General features: G+C 31.3%; 25 protein-coding genes and 1 other annotated feature (1 of these 26 cut by a window edge). Of the genes, 24 read left to right on the top strand and 1 reads right to left on the bottom strand.

The features are described 5' to 3' along the window. Nucleotides 1–64 precede the first annotated feature (64 nt). The 10 genes from CLMAG_RS06430 to hisE all read left to right on the top strand — a co-directional run bounded on the left by CLMAG_RS06430 (nucleotide 65) and on the right by hisE (nucleotide 7,939). Nucleotides 65–1,249 (top strand): ATP phosphoribosyltransferase regulatory subunit, encoded by a 1,185-nt coding sequence (locus tag CLMAG_RS06430; protein ID WP_066619547.1) that lies wholly within the window; start codon nucleotides 65–67, stop codon nucleotides 1,247–1,249. Between the two features lie 64 nt (nucleotides 1,250–1,313). Beyond that, nucleotides 1,314–1,976: an ATP phosphoribosyltransferase gene (gene hisG, locus CLMAG_RS06435; protein WP_066619549.1), complete on the top strand. Its 663-nt coding sequence runs from the start codon at nucleotides 1,314–1,316 to the stop codon at nucleotides 1,974–1,976. Between the two features lie 49 nt (nucleotides 1,977–2,025). After that, on the top strand, nucleotides 2,026–3,330 hold the full coding sequence (hisD, locus tag CLMAG_RS06440; RefSeq protein ID WP_066619551.1) for a histidinol dehydrogenase: 1,305 nt from the start codon (nucleotides 2,026–2,028) through the stop codon (nucleotides 3,328–3,330). A gap of 18 nt (nucleotides 3,331–3,348) precedes the next feature. Next, entirely contained in the window at nucleotides 3,349–3,942 is a 594-nt protein-coding gene (gene hisB / locus CLMAG_RS06445; protein ID WP_066619562.1) for an imidazoleglycerol-phosphate dehydratase HisB, read from the top strand. Nucleotides 3,943–3,954: 12 nt separating this feature from the next. Then, nucleotides 3,955–4,563, top strand: a complete 609-nt coding sequence (hisH, locus tag CLMAG_RS06450; RefSeq protein ID WP_066619565.1) for an imidazole glycerol phosphate synthase subunit HisH — start codon at nucleotides 3,955–3,957, stop codon at nucleotides 4,561–4,563. A gap of 13 nt (nucleotides 4,564–4,576) precedes the next feature. Then, nucleotides 4,577–5,290, top strand: coding sequence for a 1-(5-phosphoribosyl)-5-[(5-phosphoribosylamino)methylideneamino]imidazole-4-carboxamide isomerase (gene hisA, locus CLMAG_RS06455; RefSeq protein WP_066619568.1), 714 nt, complete (start codon nucleotides 4,577–4,579; stop codon nucleotides 5,288–5,290). A gap of 25 nt (nucleotides 5,291–5,315) precedes the next feature. Then, nucleotides 5,316–6,374 (top strand): histidinol-phosphate transaminase, encoded by a 1,059-nt coding sequence (hisC, locus tag CLMAG_RS06460; protein ID WP_066619576.1) that lies wholly within the window; start codon nucleotides 5,316–5,318, stop codon nucleotides 6,372–6,374. Nucleotides 6,375–6,436: 62 nt separating this feature from the next. Beyond that, entirely contained in the window at nucleotides 6,437–7,198 is a 762-nt protein-coding gene (hisF, locus tag CLMAG_RS06465) for an imidazole glycerol phosphate synthase subunit HisF (protein ID WP_066619585.1), read from the top strand. A gap of 43 nt (nucleotides 7,199–7,241) precedes the next feature. After that, nucleotides 7,242–7,595: a phosphoribosyl-AMP cyclohydrolase gene (hisI, locus tag CLMAG_RS06470; protein ID WP_066619598.1), complete on the top strand. Its 354-nt coding sequence runs from the start codon at nucleotides 7,242–7,244 to the stop codon at nucleotides 7,593–7,595. An 11-nt stretch (nucleotides 7,596–7,606) separates the two neighbouring features. Continuing rightward, nucleotides 7,607–7,939, top strand: coding sequence for a phosphoribosyl-ATP diphosphatase (hisE, locus tag CLMAG_RS06475; protein ID WP_066619601.1), 333 nt, complete (start codon nucleotides 7,607–7,609; stop codon nucleotides 7,937–7,939). Nucleotides 7,940–7,975: 36 nt separating this feature from the next. On the opposite strand, the gene CLMAG_RS06480 is transcribed toward hisE, so the two are convergent. Next, entirely contained in the window at nucleotides 7,976–9,184 is a 1,209-nt protein-coding gene (locus CLMAG_RS06480; RefSeq protein WP_066619605.1) for a nucleotidyl transferase AbiEii/AbiGii toxin family protein, read from the bottom strand. A gap of 248 nt (nucleotides 9,185–9,432) precedes the next feature. Between CLMAG_RS06480 and CLMAG_RS06485 the strand changes: the two genes are divergently transcribed. The 14 genes from CLMAG_RS06485 to CLMAG_RS06550 all read left to right on the top strand — a co-directional run bounded on the left by CLMAG_RS06485 (nucleotide 9,433) and on the right by CLMAG_RS06550 (nucleotide 23,622). Next, nucleotides 9,433–10,041 carry a hypothetical protein gene (locus tag CLMAG_RS06485; RefSeq protein WP_066619608.1) on the top strand — a complete coding sequence of 203 codons (609 nt, stop codon included), beginning with the start codon at nucleotides 9,433–9,435 and terminating at the stop codon, nucleotides 10,039–10,041. 304 nt (nucleotides 10,042–10,345) lie between these two features. Continuing rightward, complete coding sequence (locus CLMAG_RS06490; RefSeq protein WP_066619611.1) at nucleotides 10,346–12,343, top strand: methyl-accepting chemotaxis protein; 1,998 nt, start codon at nucleotides 10,346–10,348, stop codon at nucleotides 12,341–12,343. Between the two features lie 106 nt (nucleotides 12,344–12,449). Then, on the top strand, nucleotides 12,450–13,220 hold the full coding sequence (locus tag CLMAG_RS06495) for a histidinol phosphate phosphatase (protein WP_066619614.1): 771 nt from the start codon (nucleotides 12,450–12,452) through the stop codon (nucleotides 13,218–13,220). A 415-nt stretch (nucleotides 13,221–13,635) separates the two neighbouring features. Next, a complete protein-coding gene (locus CLMAG_RS06500) occupies nucleotides 13,636–14,136 on the top strand; it encodes a flavin reductase family protein (protein ID WP_066619616.1) in 501 nt (166 codons plus the stop codon). Nucleotides 14,137–14,262: 126 nt separating this feature from the next. Beyond that, the gene (locus CLMAG_RS06505; protein ID WP_066619619.1) at nucleotides 14,263–15,054 is read left to right on the top strand and encodes a hypothetical protein; all 792 of its coding nucleotides are present in this window, start codon (nucleotides 14,263–14,265) and stop codon (nucleotides 15,052–15,054) included. 81 nt (nucleotides 15,055–15,135) lie between these two features. Then, entirely contained in the window at nucleotides 15,136–16,407 is a 1,272-nt protein-coding gene (locus tag CLMAG_RS06510) for a replication-associated recombination protein A (protein ID WP_066619621.1), read from the top strand. A gap of 13 nt (nucleotides 16,408–16,420) precedes the next feature. Beyond that, nucleotides 16,421–17,212: a hypothetical protein gene (locus CLMAG_RS06515; RefSeq protein WP_066619623.1), complete on the top strand. Its 792-nt coding sequence runs from the start codon at nucleotides 16,421–16,423 to the stop codon at nucleotides 17,210–17,212. Nucleotides 17,213–17,248: 36 nt separating this feature from the next. Then, nucleotides 17,249–18,400 (top strand): AAA family ATPase, encoded by a 1,152-nt coding sequence (locus tag CLMAG_RS06520; RefSeq protein WP_066619625.1) that lies wholly within the window; start codon nucleotides 17,249–17,251, stop codon nucleotides 18,398–18,400. 15 nt (nucleotides 18,401–18,415) lie between these two features. Then, a complete protein-coding gene (locus CLMAG_RS06525) occupies nucleotides 18,416–19,795 on the top strand; it encodes a vWA domain-containing protein (protein ID WP_066619627.1) in 1,380 nt (459 codons plus the stop codon). A gap of 109 nt (nucleotides 19,796–19,904) precedes the next feature. Further along, nucleotides 19,905–20,360, top strand: a complete 456-nt coding sequence (locus tag CLMAG_RS06530) for an RrF2 family transcriptional regulator (protein WP_066619629.1) — start codon at nucleotides 19,905–19,907, stop codon at nucleotides 20,358–20,360. Continuing rightward, nucleotides 20,353–21,555 carry a cysteine desulfurase NifS gene (nifS, locus tag CLMAG_RS06535; RefSeq protein ID WP_066619632.1) on the top strand — a complete coding sequence of 401 codons (1,203 nt, stop codon included), beginning with the start codon at nucleotides 20,353–20,355 and terminating at the stop codon, nucleotides 21,553–21,555. Before CLMAG_RS06530 ends, nifS begins: the two co-directional genes overlap by 8 nt. Nucleotides 21,556–21,557: 2 nt before the next feature. Then, nucleotides 21,558–21,989 carry a Fe-S cluster assembly scaffold protein NifU gene (gene nifU, locus CLMAG_RS06540; RefSeq protein WP_066619636.1) on the top strand — a complete coding sequence of 144 codons (432 nt, stop codon included), beginning with the start codon at nucleotides 21,558–21,560 and terminating at the stop codon, nucleotides 21,987–21,989. A 111-nt stretch (nucleotides 21,990–22,100) separates the two neighbouring features. Further along, nucleotides 22,101–22,625: a PRC-barrel domain-containing protein gene (locus CLMAG_RS06545; protein WP_066619639.1), complete on the top strand. Its 525-nt coding sequence runs from the start codon at nucleotides 22,101–22,103 to the stop codon at nucleotides 22,623–22,625. Beyond that, nucleotides 22,594–23,622 (top strand): AI-2E family transporter, encoded by a 1,029-nt coding sequence (locus CLMAG_RS06550; RefSeq protein ID WP_066619642.1) that lies wholly within the window; start codon nucleotides 22,594–22,596, stop codon nucleotides 23,620–23,622. The genes CLMAG_RS06545 and CLMAG_RS06550 overlap by 32 nt, the downstream gene beginning before the upstream one ends. A 247-nt stretch (nucleotides 23,623–23,869) precedes the next feature. Continuing rightward, nucleotides 23,870–23,920 (top strand) — a binding site (T-box leader) (it continues 127 nt past the right edge of the window).

Here is a 23,920-nt window from a genome sequence, read left to right on the forward strand (position 1 = left end):
ACTATAGTAATTTAAAACTTTATCATGATGAATTGGTAAAGTAAAAGATGGGGAAGTGAAGTAGATGATAAATTGGAGAAGATATATACCAGAGGGTACAAGGGACATTTTATTTCAAGAGTGCAGCGGAAAAATAGAACTAGAAAATATTTTAAGAAAAATTTATATAGATAGCGGGTTTTTAGAGGTAATATCGCCAACATTGGAATTTTATGATGTATTTAGTGGAGAAAATGCTACGTTACCTCAAGAAAAAATGTATAAGCTTTTTGATAGTCAAGGAAGAATATTAGTTTTAAGAGCGGATATGACAACACCTATAGCTAGAATAGCTGCTACTAAATTAAGAGATATAGCTCATCCGTTAAAGTTATGCTATACATCAAATGTATATAGATTAAATGAAAGTTTGAATGGTAAAAATAGTGAATTTACTCAATCAGGTATTGAGATAATTGGAGTTAAGAGCATTAAAGCAGATGCAGAAGTAATAATAACAGGTATAGCAGCACTACTTAAATGTGGCCTTAAAGATTTTAAAGTTGAATTAGGTCAGGCTGAATTTTTCAAAGCCATTATGGAAGAGATTGATTTAATGGATGACGAGAAGGAAAAGTTAAGAAGATTTATAGAAGATAAAAACTTTACTGCTCTTTCAGAACTTTTACAGGATAAAGAGGATAAGATAGATGAAAAGAATCTGTGTATTTTAAAAGAACTTCCAAAGCTGTTTGGAGATATAAAGGTACTGGATAAAGCTGCGGAGTTAACAGATAATGTTAAAGCACTTGAGGCACTAGAGAGCATAAGAAAAGTTTATAATATAATACAAAGTACAGGACTTTCTGAGTATTTATCTATAGATTTAGGTATGGTGCAGAATTTAAATTATTATACAGGAATAATTTTTAGAGGATATGCTCACGGGGTAGGTGGAAGCATACTAAGTGGAGGAAGATACGATAATCTTCTATCTCAGTTTGGAGAGGAGCAACCTGCTACAGGGCTTGCTATAGATGTAGATAGTATAATGGCAGCTCTTGAAAATTCTGAATCTAAGAGGGCAAAGAATAGGGAAAAAGTATTAATTTATTATAAAGAAGATAGTTTTAAAGAGGCCTACAGCAAAGCAGTAGAATTTAGAAAAAATAATATAGTTGCAGAACTTAGTCTCATGGATTCAGAAGAGGAAGCAATGGAATATGCGAAAAAGAAGGGAATAAATAGAGTTATTAAAATTAATGATTAGGTAATGTTTTTAGAAAAAGGTAGATTTTTTATATCAATAATTAAATGGAATGGGGAGCTTCAGTATGGAAAATAAAAAAACTGTTAGGATAGCTTTAACAAAAGGAAGAATTGAAGAGAGTGCTATAGATATATTTCAGGCAGCGGGAATAGATTGCAGTCAGCTTTTAAATAAAGGAAGGAAGCTTATATTCCGTAATGAAGATTGTAATATAGAATTTGTCCTTGTAAAAGCTGCAGATGTTTTAACTTATATAGAACATGGTGTTGTTGACATTGGTATAGTTGGAAAAGATACATTGATGGAGCAGAATAAAAAGTTTTATGAAGTTCTAGATTTAAGATTTGGTTGTTGTAAGTTCTCTGTAGCAGGACCTAAAAATTCAAATTTTTATCAAGGATATAACAAAAAGAAAATAGCTACAAAATACCCTAATGTAGCAAGAGATTATTTTAGAAAAACTGGACAGGATGTAGAAATTATAAAGATAGAAGGTTCTGTTGAGTTAGCGCCAATATTAGGCTTAGTTGATGCAATAGTTGATATAGTAGAAACAGGTAGTACTTTAAAAGAAAATGGGTTGACGGTTTATGAAGACATATGCAGTATAAGTGCAAGAATGATAGTAAATGTAGCTAGTATTAAAATGAAAAAGGACGAAATAGAAGAAATAATAGAAAAAGTTCAAAGGGAAGTTAAAAGAAGAGAAGAGATAACTGAGGACTAAGAATTAATTGTCTTTTAATTCCTAGATAGATCATATTGGAGGATGCATTATGGAAAAAGAAATTATAAGTATAGTATATGGTAATACAGAAGAAGGAAGTAGATATCTAAGTACATTGAGAGACAGAGAGGAAAGTGTTCAGCAGGAAGTAATCCTCAGGGTTGAAGAAATACTAAATAATATAAAAGAGCAGGGAAATAGAGCTTTAATAGAGTATACTAATAAATTTGATAGTGAAAATGTTAATGAAAATAATCTTTGTGTAAACAAAGAAGAAATAGAAGAGGCTTATAAGATTGTAGATAAGGAATTCCTAGAAGCCATCAAATTAGCGGCTGAAAACATTAGATTTTTCCATGAAAAACAAAAGAAAAATTCATGGATGGTAACAAAAGAAATGGGAGTAATACTAGGACAAAATATTCGTCCTTTAGAAAATGTAGGGATATATGTACCGGGAGGTACTGCATCCTATCCATCATCCGTATTAATGAATGCAATACCTGCTAAAGTGGCTGGAGTTACTAATGTAGTGATGGTTACACCTCCTTCAAAGGATGGAAGTATAAATCCTAATATACTTGTAGCAGCAGACATAGCAGGTGTAGATAAAATATATAAAGTAGGTGGAGCTCAAGCAGTAGGTGCCCTTGCCTTTGGTACAGAAACTATAGATAAGGTAGATAAGATAGTGGGACCGGGGAATATATATGTAGCAATGGCTAAAAAGAGTGTCTATGGATATGTAGATATAGATATGATAGCAGGACCAAGCGAGATTTTGATTATAGCTGATGAGGAAGCAAATCCAGAATATATAGCAGCAGATTTAATGTCTCAAGCAGAACATGATAGGTTAGCTTCATCAGTATTAGTTACTAATTCATTAAAACTGGCAGAAGAAGTTAAGTCAGAATTGACAAGACAAGTAGAAAGCTTAAGTCGTAAGGATATAATATTAGATTCTTTACAGAATTACGGTGTAATAATAATAGTAGATAGCATAAAAGAAGCAATAGATATGTCTAATAAAATAGCACCGGAACATTTAGAACTTTGTGTAAAAGAACCATTTTTAATACTAGGAGATATTAAAAATGCAGGTTCAATATTCTTAGGTGATTATGCACCAGAACCTCTTGGAGATTATATAGCAGGACCTAATCATGTGCTTCCAACTAGTGGAACAGCAAGATTCTTCTCACCACTTTCTGTAGATGATTTTGTGAAGAAATCAAGCTTTATACACTATTCAAAAGAGGCCCTTTTAGGAGTAGGGAAAAAGATAGTTAAGCTTGCAGAAACAGAAGGACTTACAGCTCACGCTAATTCCATAAGTGTAAGAATGAAATAGAAGTGGAGGAGTAAAGATATGAGCACTGATAGAATAGCTCAACTTGATAGAAAGACAAATGAAACTAACATTACTATAGAAGTCAATTTAGATGGAGACGGAATATACAATATAGATACTGGAATCGGTTTTTTTGATCATATGCTTACTCTTGCTGCAAAGCATGGGATAATGGATTTGAATGTAAAAGCTGAGGGAGATCTATATGTAGATGCCCATCACACTGTAGAGGATGTAGGAATAGCACTTGGAAAGTGTATTGAGAAGGCATTAGGGGATAAGAAGGGAATAACAAGATATGGCACATCATTTCTTCCTATGGACGAAACTTTAGCTTTGGTTTCTATGGATATAAGTGGTCGTCCTTATTTGGTTTTTGAAGCTGAATTTAACTCTCCGATGGTTGGAGAAATGGATACAGAGCTAGTAGAAGAATTTTTTAGAGCGGTAGCTTTTAATGCAGGAATAACTGTTCATGCAAAAGTGCTTTATGGTAAAAATGCTCATCATATGATAGAGGCGTTGTTTAAGGCTTTTGGAAGAGCGCTTAGGGAAGCAGTGACTAAGGATGAAAGAATAAAAGGTGTTATGTCAACAAAAGGAAGCCTGTAAGGAGGGATAATTTTGATTTCTATTATAGATTACGGTATGGGAAATTTAAGAAGTGTACAAAAAGCTTTAGAGAGTATTGGTGAAGAAGCAATAATAACTTCAGACAAAGAACAAATAGAGAAAAGTGATGGAGTAATTTTACCAGGAGTTGGAGCATTTCCAGATGCTATGGAAAATTTAAAAAGTAAAGGGCTAGATGAAACATTAAAACATGTAGTAGCTCAGAAAAAGCCTGTACTTGGAATATGCTTAGGAATGCAGTTATTATTTACTGAAGGTGAAGAAGTAAAACAATGTGAGGGATTAGGACTTATACAAGGAAAAATAAAAAAACTTTATGGAAATGTAAAAATTCCTCACATGGGGTGGAACAGTCTTAAAATTGATAAAAAGTGTGCATTACTTGAAGGCATAGATGAAGGCAGCTATGTGTATTTTGTACATTCTTTTTACGCAGAAATGGAAAATAAGGAAGATATTAGTGCAACAACTTTTTATGAAATTGATGTACCAGCAATAGTTAGTGATGGAAATTTATTTGGAGCACAGTTTCATCCAGAAAAAAGCGGAGATGTAGGAATACAGATGCTTAAGAATTTTGCAAAACTTACAAGGGGTTAAGGAGGATAAAATTATGATAATATTTCCGGCTATAGATTTAAAAGATGGAAAGTGTGTAAGACTTTATCAAGGAAAGATGTCATCTTCAGAGGTTGTTGGTGAAGATGCTGTGAAAACTGCTTTAGGTTTTAAAAACTCAGGGGCAGAATATCTGCATATGGTAGATTTAGATGGTGCTGTAAAGGGATCACTTCAAAATATAGATGTAGTGCTAAGCGTTATTAAGGAAGTCAACATACCTGTGGAGCTAGGTGGAGGTATAAGAGATTTAGAGACTATTGATACTCTTATAGAAAAAGGAATAAGCAGAGTTATACTTGGAACAGCAGCTTTAAATAATCCAGAAATGGTTAAAGAGGCTGTAAAAAAGCATGGTGAAAAGATTGCAGTGGGAATAGATGCTAAGGATGGATTAGTAGCTGTAGATGGATGGCTTAATGTGAGCAAGGTCAATTATATAGACTTTGCTAAGGAAATGGAAAAAATAGGAATAAAGACAATTATATTTACTGATATAAGTAAGGATGGTACACTTCAAGGTCCTAATTTAGAACAATTGTCTAAGATACAAAATAGTGTAAGCTGTAATATAATAGCTTCCGGTGGAATTAAAGATATTAACGATTTAAAAGCTATAAATGAAATGGGTATTTATGGAGCTATTACAGGTAAAGCAATATATTCAGGAAATATAGATTTAAAAGAAGCTATAGAGTTATGTAAATAATTATATTTAGAAGGTGTGATTAGTAATGAGTAAGTATTGGAGTGAAATCACCAAAAGTGTAGAACCTTATGTTTGTGGTGAACAGCCAAAAGATAAAAAGTATGTAAAACTAAATACAAATGAGAGTCCCTATGGCCCATCGCCAAAAGTGCTGGATGCAATAAAGAATGCAGCCAATGAGGACTTAAGATTATATCCAGATCCTAATTGTGATGAATTAAGTGAAACTATTGCTAAGTATTACAACTTGGATAAAAAGCAGGTTTTTATAGGTAACGGATCAGATGAAGTTTTAGCATTTGCATTCTTGACATTTTTTAATCAGGATGAAACTATAGTTTTTCCTGATATAAGCTATAGCTTTTATCCAGTGTATGGTAACTTATATAATATAGATTATAGACTGGCAAAGTTAAAGGATGATTTTTCAATTCCAGTTGATGAATTCTTAACTGAGAATGGAGGCGTAATTATTCCCAATCCTAATGCTCCAACAGGCAAGCAATTGGAGTTAGATTCTATAAAAAGCATTTTAGATAATAATCCTAATAAGGTGGTTATAATCGATGAAGCATACATAGATTTTGGAGGAACTTCAGCGGTAGGTCTTATAAGAGAGTATCCTAATCTTTTAGTGGTGCAGACACTATCTAAATCTCGTTCCTTAGCAGGAATTCGTGTAGGCTTTGCACTTGGTCAAGAGGAGCTTATAGATGGATTAAACAGAATAAAAAATTCCTTCAACTCCTATACAATAGATAGAGTTGCTGCTGTTGCTGCAGTAGAAGCAATAAAGGATGAAGAATATTTTAAAGAATGTACATCTAGAATAATAAAAACCAGAGGAAAAGTTACAGAAGAGTTAGGAGATCTGGGATTTAATGTTATACCTTCAAAGGCTAACTTTATTTTTGCCGGTCATCCTAAGTACCCTGCAGGAGAGCTTTTTGTTAAGTTAAGAGAAAAAGGGATATTGGTAAGATACTTTAATAAAGATAGAATAAATAATTATTTAAGAATAAGTATAGGATCTGAAGAAGAAATGGAGTTTTTTATAGAAAAAGTGAAAGAAATCATAAGCTAAATTAATAGTAATTAAAAGTTTTAAGTATCGTTAATTTGTTTATAGAGAAAGGGGTGTGGAGTTTGCTTACGAAAAGAATAATTCCCTGTCTAGATGTAAACATGGGCAGAGTTGTAAAAGGGGTAAACTTTGTTAATTTAAAAGATGTAGGCGACCCAGTAGAAATAGCTGAATTTTATAATGAAGAGGGAGCAGACGAATTAGTTTTTTTAGATATTACTGCAACTCATGAAGGAAGAAAAACTATGATAGAGGTTGTGGAAAGAACAGCGGAAAAAGTTTTTATACCTCTTACTGTAGGTGGAGGCATAAGTGATATAGAGGATTTTAAAAACATTTTAAGAGCAGGTGCAGATAAGGTTTCTATTAATTCATCAGCTATAAGAGATCCTGAACTTATAAAAAGAGCTTCTGATAGGTTTGGAAGTCAATGCGTAGTAGTAGCAATAGATGGCAAGATGAGGGAAGACAAATCCGGATGGAATGTTTTTATAAGCGGCGGAAGAATAGATACAGGACTAGATGCAATAGAGTGGGCAAAAAAAGCAGAAAGCTTAGGTGCAGGAGAAATACTTCTAACAAGTATGGATGCAGATGGTACAAAAGCTGGGTACGATATAAAACTTACAAAAGCTATAACAGAAGCAGTTAATATTCCAGTAATAGCTTCTGGTGGATGTGGAAACTTAGAACATTTTTATGAGGCATTTACGCAGTCTGGTGCAGATGCAGCACTAGCAGCCTCACTTTTTCATTATAGAGAACTAAGTATTGGTGAGGTTAAGGACTATCTTAAAGAAAAAGGTGTAGAGGTAAGGAAATAGAGTAGCTAGCGAATAAAATTTGTTACTAAAGAAGGTAATTAATATGGAAAACGAAAAATTGCAAAATATTATTATAGAAAATTTAAAAGAAGTAAAGTACAGTAACGGCTTAGTTCCAGCAATTGTACAAGATTTTGAAAATAATGAGGTATTGATGTTAGCCTACATGAATGAGGAGTCCTTAAGAAAAACTTTAGAAACAGGAACAACCTGGTTTTGGAGTAGATCAAGACAGGAATTCTGGAATAAGGGTGCAACCTCAGGCCACTATCAATATGTAAAAAGTATTACTATAGACTGTGATGGAGACACTTTGCTTGTGAAAGTAGAGCAGGTTGGAGCAGCTTGTCACACTGGAAGCAGGAGCTGTTTCTATAGGGAGATAGGCAGAAAATAGGAGGATTTATTATGGAAATAAAAAGCGTTGTAGAGCAGCTCTATGAGGTAATAAAGGAAAGAAGAGGTAATCCGGTAGAAGGCTCTTATACAAGTTATTTATTTGAAAAAGGTTTAGACAAAATACTAAAAAAAGTTGGAGAAGAAGCTACAGAAGTTATTATAGCGAGTAAGAATAATAACAAGATTGAGGAAGTTAGTGAGATTTGTGATTTGATATATCACTTAATAGTTTTAATGGCTAATCAGGGCATAGATATTGAAGACATAGCACAAGAATTAGATAAGAGAAGAGAAAAGACTTGTAACAAAAAGGCTGAAAGAAAGCCAATAGAGAATATATAATAAAGTTTTTATGTAAGTTAACCTTTTAAGGTTAACTTACTTGTTTTTTAAGAAACTAGGCTTCATGTTGCTCAAAATATGATCTAAATATAAGAGTCTTAATACATTACCTGTACCCTCGAGATTTAGTAAAGGATCTTTAGATATAACATTTTCTTTTAATTCCCTTTTAAACATACGCCTTTCTTTCTTAACTAAGGATAAATAATAATCGTATTTATCAATAACAGTATTTAAACCTTCTAAGCTTGAATAATTCTTATTATATAAATATATTTTAAGAGAAAATATCCAAATATAAAGATACAAGCACATTGCACTCCACATATCTGTATTCAATGAATCTCGAAATTCTTTCTGCAAATACACCTCTTTAAATTCTATAATTGAGAACGGAAGTTCTGAAGAACTTTGTAATAAGCTTACCGTAGCGGTATCATATAGAGTACATAGAATATCCTCTAAAAGTTCATCAATAGTTATAGGAGTACCATTTTTCATTTCTATTTCCATAGCTAGGCTTTCCGTTATCCTTTGTGATATTACTTTAAAACTCTCTAAGTCATTATAAGTATTTATTAGCCAATATAAGTCATAGATGTTTTTGTAAATTCCCTCCAGTTTATTCCTTTGAAGTCCTAAGGATTTAGAGGCAAGAGTAATAAGTTTATCACTAATAGTTGAATATTTATCAATAGCAATAGGAGTATAAGAAAGATTTAGTCCTAGGGTTTCCCCGTATAAAACTTCTGTTTTATGAATTTTTTTTAAATCCAAAAATAAAAAATCTATCTTAATTCCAGGATGGCGCAGCCATTTTTTCTTATTAAATTGAAAAGAAAGATCAAATATGAAAGTCATCATGGGGATAGTTCTACCATGAACTTTTACACTTCTGGGAATATACTCTATATAGCTGCAATGAATATTATTCTTATAAAAATCATCCTTAATAGAATACATAATTTTGTGTAGTTCCTTTGGAGATAAATCTGTAGCGCAATCTAAATCAGCAGTACATCTTTGATAATCAATAGGAAGATATAGTTGAGCAGAGGCTCCTCCTTTTAAAACACATCCATTGCCAGCTCTCTTTTGTATTTGGGAGTGTAATTCATAAACCCATATATGGGTTTCTAAGGATTCTTTATATGAAAGTCCTAGTATTTTTGATGCATTTTTTATATGACGGCTGGTAAAAGTTGAACTTGGATGGAAGAGTATAGAACGATGCTTTCTATTCAAAGCTATCACCTCAATATATTTTAAAATATTTAATTTACTTAATAAATATATCTATATTTATTAAAAATAAAAGGACATAATACTATCATTTGTAAAAATGAAATCAATAATACTGTTTTTAATTTGTTAAAATAAAAAGCCATAAATATGAAAATATGGTATAATTAAATTTGAAATATTATATTAAGTGCCTAAAGTTTGCCTAATCATTAAAAATAATAGCAGAATGTAGTAGGGAGGAATTAATTATGGGGAAGGATAGCAATAATAAAAACGATTTAATAGTAGAACTTGTAGAAAAAGGTGCACAGCCAATATTAAGTGCAAAAAGCCAGTGGTATGAAAGCATATTTAATATTCTCAGCAGAAAAAAAGAAAATACAGAAAACAATGAGGAATATTCTCTTGTATTAAAAGCAGAAATTGTTTATCTTAAAAGGTTATGGAATAAGGAATTAGATGTAATACATGAATGGGGACAAAATGCACAGGTTCCTGAAGTGGACGAGATTAATGCCATAATAGAAAAAATAGAAGAGGAAAGTAAAACAGAAGTAGTAAATGGGAAAGTTGTATTCAAGAATGGAAAAAACTTGGATAAAAATGATTTAGCCTTTATTGAAAGATATAATACTATTCCTGATTTAGACGAAAGAATTGTAGGGTTGCAAGAAGATTACATATATCTTAAAATCAGAGACTACATAACTTTGAATGTTTACCAGTTTATCTCACAAAATCAGGAATTAGTTATAGAATTATTTAAAGAAAACCCTAAAGAAACAACTCAAATAATTGGAGATTTAGCTTCTAACTATGCAGATATATGCATGTTTCCAGATATGGATGAAAACTAAAAAACATTAATTCAAGTTATAATCTCTTTTAAGTAGTTTAAAAATTGCTTAAAAGAGATTATTTTTATTCAGCTTATTATATTAATAATTTCATAGATGTATTATAATTTTTGCAAATAACAACAAAATAGTTCTTTAATTTGAAAAAAATAGAGGAATTTACTATTAAGTGTAGAACTTGAACTAGATGGGTTTTTATTTATCATATTAGCTTATATAATAAATAAACTTTAATAAATATGCAAAAAAATAATACCTAATTTAAAAATTAGAAATAAATATGCTAAGGAGGGCTCAAATTATTATGAAGGGAAAAATTAGATTACGAAGGCAGATTATATTTTTATTAGTTTTGATGGCTCTAATTCCGCAGTGTATTATAGCTATGTTTAGCTATTATTCGGTAAGAGAAAACTTAACCAACATTTTTAATGACTACATGTATTCGAATTTAGCAAAAGTTGATGAAACTATAAAGTATATAGATAAAAGTAGTAGAGAGGCTGTTGATATGCTATCTAAAGATCCTAATGCTAATAATGTAATAAAGGATAGTAATGCAGAAAATGGATTTTTACAGTTAGCTAATACATATTCTACAACTCATAAGCAAGTGAATTGTGCTTATCTAGGAGTAAGTGATGGAAGAATGCTTGTTCAGCCAAAGCAAGACCTACCAGAGGGATATGATCCAAGAAAGAGACCCTGGTATCCTCAGGCGGTAGAAAAAAATAGGGAGGTAGTACTTACTGACCCTTATGAGGATGCTTTTGATAAAGGTCATTATGTTATTAGCTATGTAAAATCTTTAAAAGACGATAATGGTCAAGTTGTTGGGGTGACAGGTATAGATGTTAATCTAAAACAAGTTGCTCAACAAGTAGCTGATATTAAAATAGGAGATGCAGGATATGCTGCAGTCCTTGATAAGTCTGGTAGAATAATATCTCATAAAGATTCTAATTTTATTGGTAAAACTGAAAAGGATGAGGCTTGGATAAAGGATATTACTAATTCCTCAGGAAAAACTTTAACTGAAAACATAAATGGAGCAGAATTTTACGTATTTGTTTTAAAAAATGCTGAAACAGGATGGAGTGTAGTAGGATTTATACCAAGTGCCGAGCTTAAAACAAAAATAAATCATGTTGTAAAAATAATTACGATTATTTCAATCATATTAGTTATTTTAGCAATAGTTATTGGAAACTTATTTTCAAAATCTCTTACCAAGCCTATAGAAAGTCTTGTAAATGTTATGGGCAAGCTTAGTAAAGGAGATTTTACTGAGAGGCTAAATGAAAATGTAAAAACAAGTTTTGAAATACACTCTATAGTAAAGTCTGTTAATATGATGATAGATGAAGTAGTTCATATGCTAAAAGATGCTATAGGAAGTTCAAAAGGAATAAAAGAATCTTCTGATTCTTTAGTCATGATATGTAAACAGTCTAGCGCTGCTGGAGAAGAAATAGCTACATCTATTCAATCTATATCTAATGGTGCCTTACAACAGGTAGAAAGTATAAAAGTTGGTTCTGAATTGTCAAATACTCTTGGTGAGAAGGTGAATAGATGTTTGAGTGATTCAGCAATAATGATTAATGCATCAAAAAAGGTTAGTAACTCAACCGAAAGAGGAATAGATAACATAGGTAAATTATTATCGAGCTTTAATAAAACTGCCAAGTCTGATAAAGAGGTACTAAAGGAAGTAACTGTATTAGCTGAGAGCTCTCAAAAAGTCAATGAAATAACAGACACAATAAAAAATATTACAGAGCAAACTAATTTGCTTGCACTTAATGCTAGTATAGAAGCAGCTCGAGCAGGAGAATATGGTAAGGGTTTCTCTGTAGTTGCAGATGAAGTTAGAAAATTAGCAGAGCAGTCTGGTGAATCTGCCCAACAAATTAATGATATAGTTACTCAAATCAGGAACAGTGTAACAGCGGTATTAGAAAAAATTAATTATTCACAAGCTATAAGCAGAGAAACAGAAATTAATGTAAAAGAAACTAGTGGGTCTCTTGAAGATATTCAGGAAGTTTTAAAGACACTAGAGGAGAGTATATTAAAGGTAAGTGATGAACTTGAAGGAATTAATAAAGACAAGGATATAATGGTTAACAAGTTTTACGAAGTAGAGGATATTGCTAAAGATACCGCTTCAGCAACAGAAGAAGCTAGCGCATCCTCAGAGGAACAAGCTGGGGGATTAAATGAAATTGTAAGAGCTACTGAAGAATTAAATAATTTATCTCAATCCCTAGATAGAGCTATAATGAATTTCAAGATTTAATTTATGTTGTTTATTTATACATAAGATTAAAGAGTACCTTTCTTTTTTTTATATAACAGTGTAAAATTTCTATATGGAATAGTTAACTTAGGGAGGCGCATAAAAGATGTTTGATACTCATGTTCATACTAAAGTTTCTACGGATTCAGAAATGGAGATAGAAGAAGCTATAAAATCTGCACAAAATAAAAATATTTCTTTAATAATAACAGAGCATATGGATTTAAAGTTTCCTGAAAAAGGTTTATTTTGTTTTGATGTAGATGATTACTTTAAGAAGTATTCTAAATATAGAGGAAACAATCTACTTCTTGGAGTTGAGATTGGCATAAAGGATGACTGCATAGAAGAAAGCAGAGAAGTAACAGAAAAAGGACTTTTTGACTATGTATTAGGGTCTGTGCATTTAGTTGATAATTTGGATGTATATTATGAAACATATTACAAAGAAAAAAGTAAGCAAGAAGCCTATGAAAAGTATTTAGCTACTATGCTAAGTGGTATACAAAAATATGATTTTATTGATAGTATGGGGCATATTGATTATATTTGCAGATATGCAAGGTATGATGATAGAGAACTATACTATAGAGATTTCTCAGATATGATAGATGAAATATTAAAAACTTTAATAGATAAAGATAAATGTATGGAACTTAACACTAGAAGACTTAGTGACGAGAATGCTGCGAAAAATATTATAAGTATTTATAAAAGATTTAAGGAACTAGGTGGTAAACATGTAACAGTAGGTTCTGATGCACATAATACTACAGCTATAGGTAGTAATTTTCATGTAGCTAGGGAAATAATAGATTTATGCGACTTAAAAGCGGTTTACTTCAAGGAGAGAAAAAAGGAATATGAAAAAATATAAAAGGGAAATACTATGGGAAATGGGGTTAACTTTTGCAATGAGAATCAATCCTTTTATCTATAAAACTCCTAAGTTACATTAAGGATACTATTCTACTTAAAAGTGCTTTATTGAATTTATCTAAATATGAAGTGAAACTTGAATCAGACGGAGTTTGTCTACGACCCCGGGGCTTTGCCCGTTAAATGCCATTTAGGCATTTAACCCCCACCTGATCCTTAGTTGAACGAATCCAGGGACGTAGCCGCTCTTTAATCCCACTTTGGAGAAGATGGGAGTATTAGAGCGGGTAGTCATCGGATAAAAATATACTTAATATATAGTTAAATGTTGACTGAAATTTAATAGATATCTCAAGGAGCAAAACAATTGATGATTGTTTTGTACTTATGAGAAATACAGGAGGGAACAGAAGATGGATTTTACACAAAATTTAGAGAAAGCTATGGGATATTTACATAATCAAGGAGCTTTTTTAACTACTAAGGTTGGGGATGAAACTAATACTATGACTATAAGTTGGGGAAGTATTGGGTTCATATGGAAAAAACCAATGATTACTGTGTTAGTTAGAAAGTCAAGACATACTCATGAACTTATAGAGAAGGCTGAAGAGTTTACTGTAAGTGTGCCTTTAGATGAGAATATGAAGAAGGCCTTGGGAGTTTGTGGATCAAAATCAGGAAGAAATGTGGATAAATTTAAAGAATGTGGGTTAGAATTACAGGAAGGAAAAAGTATTTCAACTCCTGTTATAAAGGGATGTGGAGTTCATTATGAATGTAAGGTTGTGTTTAAACAAGATATGGCTCCAAACCTTTTAGATGAAGAGATAGATAATAGTATGTATGATAGCAAAAATTATCATACTATCTACTATGGAGAAATAGTAAATTGCTACGAAGAAGAAAAATAGTATAATGATTATAGGATAGATAGTAAAATTCAAAACTATTTATCCTATATTTTTTTATAAGTATATGGCAAAGTATGTATGTCTTATAGGAATTCAATACTAATTTTTGTAAGGAGGAAGTTGATTATGGGAATTTTGAAGAAAGTAATAAAACTTGGTAAACTTGCAGTTAGTTCAACTAAAGAAAATGTCAAATCTAAGTATTTAGAGCAAAATATTAAAAATATAGATAAAAAGTTAGAAAAGTCTCAGGATGGGCAAGATGCACATTTGAAAATAAAAAAAGAAAATCTTGAAAATAAGTTATTAAAAGAGAAGAAGGAAGGAAATGAAAAAAGAGAACTTATAAAGCTAGAATTAAAGAAACAGGTTAAAGTTTCAAGAGAAAAAAGGAAGCAGGAGAATAAAAATTTAAATGTTGTAAAAAAGCTTCAAAAAGAATTTCAGGAAATGCCTATTGCTACAATAGCAAATGATTTAGCGGAGGGGATTTCTGATATTGAGAAAGTTAAAGAGCAAGTAAGAAAAAATCCAGAAGATATTTATTCTTGGCTTCAATTAGCAGAGACCTTGAGATTTTATAGAAAAACATTCTTAATTATTAATGGGATAAAAGCCCCTTTTGATTTAATAGGAAGTGTACTAGATGTAGGGACAGAGCTTATTGGAGGTTCTATAGAAGATACGCTGGATAAAGACAAATGGACCTATGATAGAGCTGTAATGCAAGCAAAAAAGCTTGGCGCCACGGAAGAGCAGATAGAAGAGTTTAATAAAAACTACAATAGAAATATTCTTGGGGCAACAGTAAAAGGGACAGGACATATGGTTTATAAACAAGGTGAAAAAATATTGAAAACAAGTGAAAGAATCTTAGATTTTACAGTAGATAAATTTATAGAAGATAAGAATAAATAACTGAGACATAGGTTATAGAATTTTTATTTACAATGATGTAAAATGTTATTTAATAATAATTATTACTAGAAGGAGGTTAGTATGAAACCTTTAGCAGATAAAATTAGACCTAATAAGCTTGAAGAAGTAGTTGGACAGCAGCATATATTAGGAGAAAATAAAATACTTAATAGAATTATAAAAAGTAAACAAATACCTAACATGATTTTTTATGGACCACCAGGTGTGGGAAAAACAACGGTAGCCAATATTATAGCAAGTACTACAAATAAACGGTTCTATAAGTTAAATGCTACCAATGCTAGTGTAAGTGATATAAAGAGCATTATAGATGATTTGGATAGTTTTTTAACTATAAATGGTGTACTTTTATATTTAGATGAAATACAAAACTTTAATAAAAAACAGCAGCAGTCTTTGCTGGAGTATACAGAGAATGGCAAGATAACTCTAATTGCAAGTACTACTGAAAATCCATATTTTTATGTATATAATGCCTTACTAAGCAGATCCTCTGTATTTGAATTTAAATATTTGAAAAAGGAAGATATAATTTTATCCTTACAAAGAGCTGTTGAAGTTGTTAGTGAGGAATTAAAAGATACAAGGATACTTTGTGATAAAAGCGCATTGGAATTTTTTGCTGAAAATAGTGGTGGTGATTTAAGAAAGTCTATAAATAATTTGCAGTTATCTCTTTATACTACACCTAGAAATAAAGAAGGAAATATACTGATAGACTTGGATATAGCTAAAGAATGTTCGGGCAAAAAAGCATTAAATTATGATAAACTAGGCGACCAACACTATGATGTGCTTAGTGCCTTTCAAAAATCTATAAGAGGAAGTGATCCGGATGCAGCTATTCACTACTTAGCGAGACTTGTTAAAGCAGGTGATTTGATATCTATATGTAGAAGGCTTATGGTTATAGCAGCAGAAGATATAGGTCTAGCTTATCCTAATGCAATAGCTATAGTTAAAGCTTGTGTTGATTCAGCCATGCAATTAGGTTTTCCGGAAGCTAGAATACCACTTGCGGAAGCAGTAATACTTTTAGCCACTGCCCCAAAATCCAATTCTGCTTGCGTTGCAATAGATGCAGCTTTAAGTGATTTGGATAACAAAGATGTAGGTGATATACCTAATGATTTGAAAGATGCACATTACGGTGGAGCATCAAAGTTAAGTAGAGGAGTGGGGTATAAGTATCCTCATAATTATAAAAATCATTATGTTAAACAACAATACTTACCAGACAATATAAGGAGTAGAGTTTACTATGAGCCTTGTGAAAATAAGATGGAAAATGCAGTTAAGGCATATATGACACAAATTAGAGAAGATAGATGAAGAGGTGAGATTGGTGAATGAGGAAGAAAAGAAAACTTTAAAGATGATTTCCATGAACCCTAATTACATTAAGACAATATCAAACCCTACAGAAGAAATGCAAATGGCAGCAATAGAGGCAAATGGAATGCTTTTAAATTATATAGAGAATCCTACTGAGAAGGTACAATGGGAAGCATTAAAGAGAAATAAATGGGCTATTGAATATATAGAAAATCCTTCTGAAGAAATGAAGCTATTTGCTATAGAGCAAGCATGGAATACATTAAAATTTATTAAAAATCCCAGTGATGTATTGATAAAGAGCGCTATAAAACAGAAGGGATGGGCAATTCAATTTTGTAAAAATCCGGCAGAAGATATGCAACTACAGGCGGTAATAAAGGATTGGGATTCGATAAAGTACATAGAGAATCCTTTGGAAAGGGTTCAATTGGCAGCAGTTAAGAATGAGTGGAGTGCTATAAAATACATTAAGAATCCATCCTTAGAGGCAGAAAAACAAGCTATATTTCAGAATGAAGAAGCAGTAATATATATTGATAATATTACAGAAGAAAGTTGGTGTGAATTTATTAGAGTTAATATTAAAGTGTTGAAGTATTTAGATGGAAAAGTTCAATTGGCTAAAATAGAGAGGATTTTAAAAGAAAAATTAAGTGATAAAAATACAGATAAGGATTATATTATAGATTTCATCGAGGATGATATTCTAGATATTGATAAGGTAAAATTTATTCATAAATATGGCAGTATGGAGGCTAAAGCTACTTTAGTTGATTATAAGTTAACAACTCTAAGGTAGACATATAGAATATTTATATAAAGGAAGGTGTAGAAAATGAACTTTATAGATTCAATGCTTACAGCAGATTTAGTTATTAATAGTGGTGCAGTTCCTTTACTTATTGGTGAGAGTGGAATAGGCAAAACTGCATTGGTTAAAGCTTTAGCAAGTAGGAATGGATATTACTATATTAATATTGATGGAAATATGCTTAAAGAGGGTGAAATTGGTGGACTTCCAATAGTTGAGGATTATACCATAAATATTGAGTATAAGGATGTTAATAGAAAGAAAACCGTTTATGCAGTGCATACAAAACTACAGGAAATTGATGATATTTTAATAAAGGATCCATCAATAGAAATATTATTATTTATTGATGAAATAAATAGATGTGAACACAGTGTTCAACAAGAACTTATGAATATTATTTTAAACAGGGAGATAAATGGGTATAGGCTCCATAAAAATGTTAAAGTGGTAGCAGCAATGAATCCATCTAATAAATATGATTCCTTTGAAGAAAGTGATTATCAGGTGGTGGACATGGATCCAGCACAAGAGGATCGATTTGTTTGGATTGAGATGGAATCAGATACAAAATCATGGCTAAGTTGGGGTTTTGAAAGAAACGTTATAAGTGGTGAGAGCAATATTCATGAACATATATTGGAGTTTATAGCAAGTTTTCCAGAATATTTGCATACTCCTCACTCCAAAGAAACTATAAAAGCCACTCCGAGAAGCTGGGAAAGAATATCAAATGCTTATAGGGTCTATTTAAATAGTATAAAAACAGTGCCATCAAGGATTTTTTACAATGTAGTAAAAGGTAATGTTGGAACTAGTATAGCACAAGATTTTTACAATTATTTGGAAAATAATAAAAATCCACTTATAAAACCGGAGGAAATATTCTCCGAGAACAAAATAAATGAAGAATTAAAGGAAAAAATCAAATCTGAAAGTCATTCAAGACTTTATTTATCAGCTAAAAATGCATTGACATATTTAAATAGTATAAAATATACAGAGAGAGACATTAAGTTGTTTTCTGAGTTTCTTCAGTTTTATCCAGTGGATTTAAAGATGGGAATAATGCAGGAGATAAAGTGGAACTATGAAGATGGTCTATATAAAGATTTTTTATCTGAGGAATCTTTTTTAGAAGGTTATTTTTCTATGTATGAGCAAGTACATGCTTAGAAAAGGAGATTAATTATGAAAGGGAACAGTAAATTTGAAGACTTGAGGATAAAACTATATAGTGAGATGATGCAGTGGCAAGATGATAACGATATGACAGAAGAATTTAAAAGTAAGTTTTTTAAGTTGATTGAGTTTTGTACTTTTTCAATGATGGAAAGTGAAGACAATTTTTTCGCGCTCTTTACTATACAAATGAAAAGGGAGATAAAGTTGAATCTACCAACAGCGGTTGCTAATACTGCTTCGCTAGCTCATTTTATAATATATTTCAATCCATATATATTTCTGGAATGTACATTAGAGGAAATGAAAGCTTTGGTAAAGCATGAAGTATATCATATTATGTATAATCATCTTAGGAGGGCAGAAAATATAAGAGGAAAATATAGTGATCTAGCCATAAGTAGGGCTATGGATATTTCTATAAATCAATATGTAAAGCATATGCCCCTTTGGTCTGATAATATTGAGAATATAAGTCTTACTTATAATATAGATTTGAAAAGAGACTTAACTATGGAGGAATATGCAAAAGTTATTCAAGAAGGTATAGATAAGCTAAAATCTTCAGAGAATTTATCAATGATTGAAGAGAAAATGAAAGAGGGTGATGGAGTTGTAAAAAGAACCCATGAGCCTGCTCATGCCCATGATATATGGTCAGAATCAGAAAACTCTTTAAATTTTGAGCAAATAAGCGATATTACTAAGAAGGCTATAAGTAATGCTATAAGAGGAAAAATACCAAATGAATTTAAAAATATTGTTAAAAATATGGATCGAAAATCTGAAATTTCGTGGCAAGAGTATTTAAAGAAAGTCATAGGAACTATTCCATATGGCTATAAAAAAACTATTACTAGGAAGAATAGAAGACAACCTAATAGACTAGATTTAAGAGGTAGATTATCAAAACGCATTGCTAAAATAATTGTAGCAATCGATATAAGTGGAAGTATAACAGATAAAGAAATAGATCAAATAATGACTGAGATTTTTAGTATTGTAAAAAATCATCATGAAGATATTACTATTCTAGAGTGTGATAATCAAGTTAGGAGAGTTTACAATGCAAAAAGCAAAAAAGATATTAAAGCTAAATTAGATAGAAAAGGAGGAACAGCCTTTTCACCAGTGTTCGAATATATTAATAGATATAAAATGCGAGATCATTTATTGATTTATTTTACAGATGGAATCGGAGAGGAAGAACTAAGATGCCTTCCAATAAACTACAAGACCTTATGGGTAATTACAGGAAAAGGTGAAGGACTTTCTCTTAAAAAACCTTATGGAGTTATCAAAAAATTATCAGATGTAACAGTGGAAGTGGCAGATAGAAGCTATGCCAAGGATGCTATGAAGGAGATTTTGATGGAGTGGGCAAAATAAAACTATTTTTGCAATTTTTTGTTAGAGTTATTGTTGACAATTTTACTCGGGTTTGTTATTATGATATTGAAAGTATAGTAAAACACTCAACATTAAAGGATGTGGTTAAGTGAAGCTATCAACTAAAGGTAGATATGGTGTCAAAGCTATGGTTGACTTGGCTATTCATTATGGTGAAGAACCGGCATCAATAAAGAGTATATCTGAAAGACAACATATATCAGAATACTATTTAGAGCAATTATTTTCTCCTCTTAGAAGGGCGAATATAATTAAAAGTATAAGAGGTGCTCAGGGAGGATATATACTTAGTAGAGAACCTAAGGATATAACTGTAGCTGATATAATGACAGTATTAGAAGGGCCAATAGAAATATCGGATTGTATAGAGCAGGATAAAGAGACGTCCTGTAATAATATAGATTGTTGTGCAACTAGACTTTTATGGTCTAGGATTAAAGAGAGTATTGATAGTGTTATGGGATCAACCACGTTACAAGATATGGTAGATGATTATAATGAAATGAAATATCAGAAATCGAAAGGGGATAATGTTAATGAATAAGAAAGTTTACATGGATTATTCGGCTACTACTTATACAAAACCAGAGGTGTTGGAGGAAATGCTTCCATACTTTACAGAGTATTTTGGTAATCCGTCTTCAATGTATTCAATGTCAGATGTTCCAAGAAAAGCAGTTACTAAAGCAAGAGAAAGAGTTGCTAAAGCTATAAATGCTGAAAGTAATGAAATATTCTTTACAGCAGGTGGTTCCGAAAGTGATAACTGGATACTAAAGGGTATTGCTTATGCAAATAAAAATAAAGGGAATCATATTATAACTACTAAAATAGAGCATCATGCTATAACGCATACTTGTAAGTTTTTAGAGAAGAGTGGATTTGAAGTAACATATCTTCCAGTAGATGAATTTGGTTTTATAAGTTTAGAAGAGTTGAAAAATGCTATAACTGATAAAACTATACTTGTATCAATAATGTTTGCCAATAATGAAATAGGTACTATTCAACCAATAGCTAAAATAGGAAGGATATGTAAAGAAAGAAATGTATATTTCCATACAGATGCAGTTCAAGCTATAGGGCACGTTAATATAGATGTAAAAGAAATGAACATAGATGCACTATCAATGGCTGGACATAAGTTTTATGGACCTAAAGGTGTAGGTGCAATGTATTTAAGAAAAGGTGTAAAAATTGAAAATTTAATTCACGGTGGCGGACAGGAAAAAGGTAAAAGAGCTTCAACTGAGAATGTACCAGGAATCATTGGTATTGGAAAGGCTATCGAATTAGCTGTAGAAGAATTAGAAACAGAGGCTAACAGATTAAAGTCTTTAAGAGATAGGCTTTTAAATGGACTTGTTGAACAAATTCCTTATGTTAAAGTGAATGGTCCTATAGGTGAAGGTAGAATGCCGGGAAATGTAAATGTAAGCTTCATAGGAGTAGAAGGAGAAACTCTACTATTAGATTTAAATGATGAAGGTATATTTGCTTCCACAGGAAGTGCCTGTGCTTCTGGTTCATTAGATCCATCTCATGTTCTTTTAGCAATAGGACTATCACACGGGGTAGCACATGGCTCATTAAGATTAAGTCTTGGATCAGGAACTACAGAAGAAGATGTGGATTATGCTTTAGAAGTAATTCCAAGAATAGTTAACAGAAGAAGAGAAATGTCACCATTCTGGGAAGACTTTATAAAAAGTGAAAATGCAAAAAAGGAAGGTAGATAGTTATGTATAGTGAAAAAGTTATGGATCATTTCAGAAATCCTAGAAATGTTGGAGAAATAGAAGATGCTAATGGAATTGGTGAGGTTGGAAACGCAAAGTGCGGTGATATAATGAAAATCTACCTTAAAGTTGAAGATAACATCATTAAGGATGCAAAATTTAAGACTTTTGGATGTGGTTCAGCAATAGCTTCCTCAAGTATGGCTACAGAACTAATAATAGGAAAAACTGTAGAAGAAGCTTGGGAGTTAAGCAATAAAGCAGTAGCAGAAGCACTTGACGGACTTCCACCTGTAAAGATGCATTGTTCAGTACTTGCTGAAGAAGCTATTCATAAGGCAATAAATGAATATAGAGTGTCAAAAGGATTAGAACCTTGGGAAATGAAAACCCATTCAGACGATATCCACGAACATGTACACGGAGACGAATAGTTGAAAAATATAACCTCACTAAGAGGTTATATTTTTTTGTTAATTGGCAAAAATACTATATATCAGATTTTTATCAGTTATATGTTATAACATGAACATGGTGGTGATAACGTGTATAGAAGTAAAGACTTTATTCTTATGGATGTAATAGATGTGAATGGTAAAAGGTTGGGTTATATTAATGATCTACTTATAGACTTTAACAAAAGAAAAGTCATAGGCTTTAATATATCTACATCAAGCTTTTTTAAGAAAGATTTAAATGTAATGAATGAGAATATAGTAAGTTATAATTCTGCTATGGTTATCACAGAAGCAGTCAAAGGAATGTTTTTGCAATTTAAAAATATAAAAGGTATGGATGCCAGAGATAAAAAAGGCACCATAGTAGGCATGGTAGAGGATATATTATTCGAAGAAGAGAACTTTTCTATAAAGGCACTAATAATATCTACAGGATTTATTACAAATTTTATATCAGGTAAAAAGATAGTACTAATTAATCAATTGGTACTTGGAGAAGAAAACCTTTTATATAATTGGCAAAATGAACACTTAAATTTCTCAAGTATTCCACACAAATTATTTATGGAAGAGGATTTAGATGAAAGAAATAAAAAGAAAAAAACTATATAAATACGTGATGTTTTTTGTAGTAATATTATTTGTGATTTTCTTATCTTTGAAAAGTTCTGTAGTTAGAGAAGTGCTATATTTATTGTTTATTTCATTTACAATAGCCTATACTCTAAAACCTATACAAAAAAGAATGGAGCAAAGTAGGTTAAGTAAAAGAACTGCAGCTCTAATATTAATATGTATATTAATATTAATAGTTTTGGCTGCCTTTGTTGTTTTGATACCTTCTATGCTTAAAGAAAGTTTAAATCTAAACAATACTTTGGAAAGTATTCAAAGATTTATAGATAAATTCTATTTAAAGTTAAAACCCATAAGCAATAATAAGACAATGTATATAATAATGGACAACATTTATGAAAAAATAAACAATTATTTAATAGGCGTATTTGCAAATGTATTTGATGCTTTGTTAAATGTGGGACAGAATATAGTAACTATTGCAGTTATACCTATTATATCTTATTATTTTTTATCAGATGGAGATTATATTGGAAATAAACTTTTGAATTTTTTACCCATAAAAAGTAGAAATATGATAAGAAAAATAAGTTGTGATATAGATAAAATATTAGGAAGATATATAGTAAGTCAGTTACTTCTATGTATGATTATAGGTATTGCAACATTTGTAATATTAATAGCGCTTAAGGTTAACTTTCCAGTAATTTTATCATTGCTAAATGCTTTTTTTAATATAGTACCATATTTTGGGCCGATTTTTGGGGCGGTACCAGCAATATTTATTGCACTGATAGACTCGCCACAAAAGGCTCTATGGACAGCAGTATGGCTATATGTGCTTCAACAAATAGAAGGGAATATATTATCACCTAAGATAACAGGAGATAGTATAAGTATGCACCCACTTATTGTAATACTACTTCTTATAATAGGAGGAGAAGCGGCAGGTTTTTTAGGCATGATACTAGCAGTTCCTATAGGGGTTATAGTTAAAGTAGTATATGAAGATCTAAACTATTATCTTTTCTAAATCTGTTGATGAAGTGAAAACTTGAATCAGATGGAGTTTCAAACTCCAACTGATTCTTAGTTGAACAAATGCAGGGACGTAGCCGCTCGTGACGTACAATTTGAAGAAGATGGGAGTATTAGGGCGGGTAGTCACTGGATATATTTAGTAAATATTTTACTAATATATCAGTTATTATTTACCCTTAACATATGATATATATTGACACAAACTATATTTTTATTTATAATTTGTATCATAATTAGATATAAAGGCAGTGATTGGGAGGAGTAAATGTATTTTTGCATTTAGAGAGGAA

Source organism: Clostridium magnum DSM 2767 (assembly GCF_001623875.1).
GTDB lineage: Bacteria > Bacillota > Clostridia > Clostridiales > Clostridiaceae > Clostridium_AM > Clostridium_AM magnum.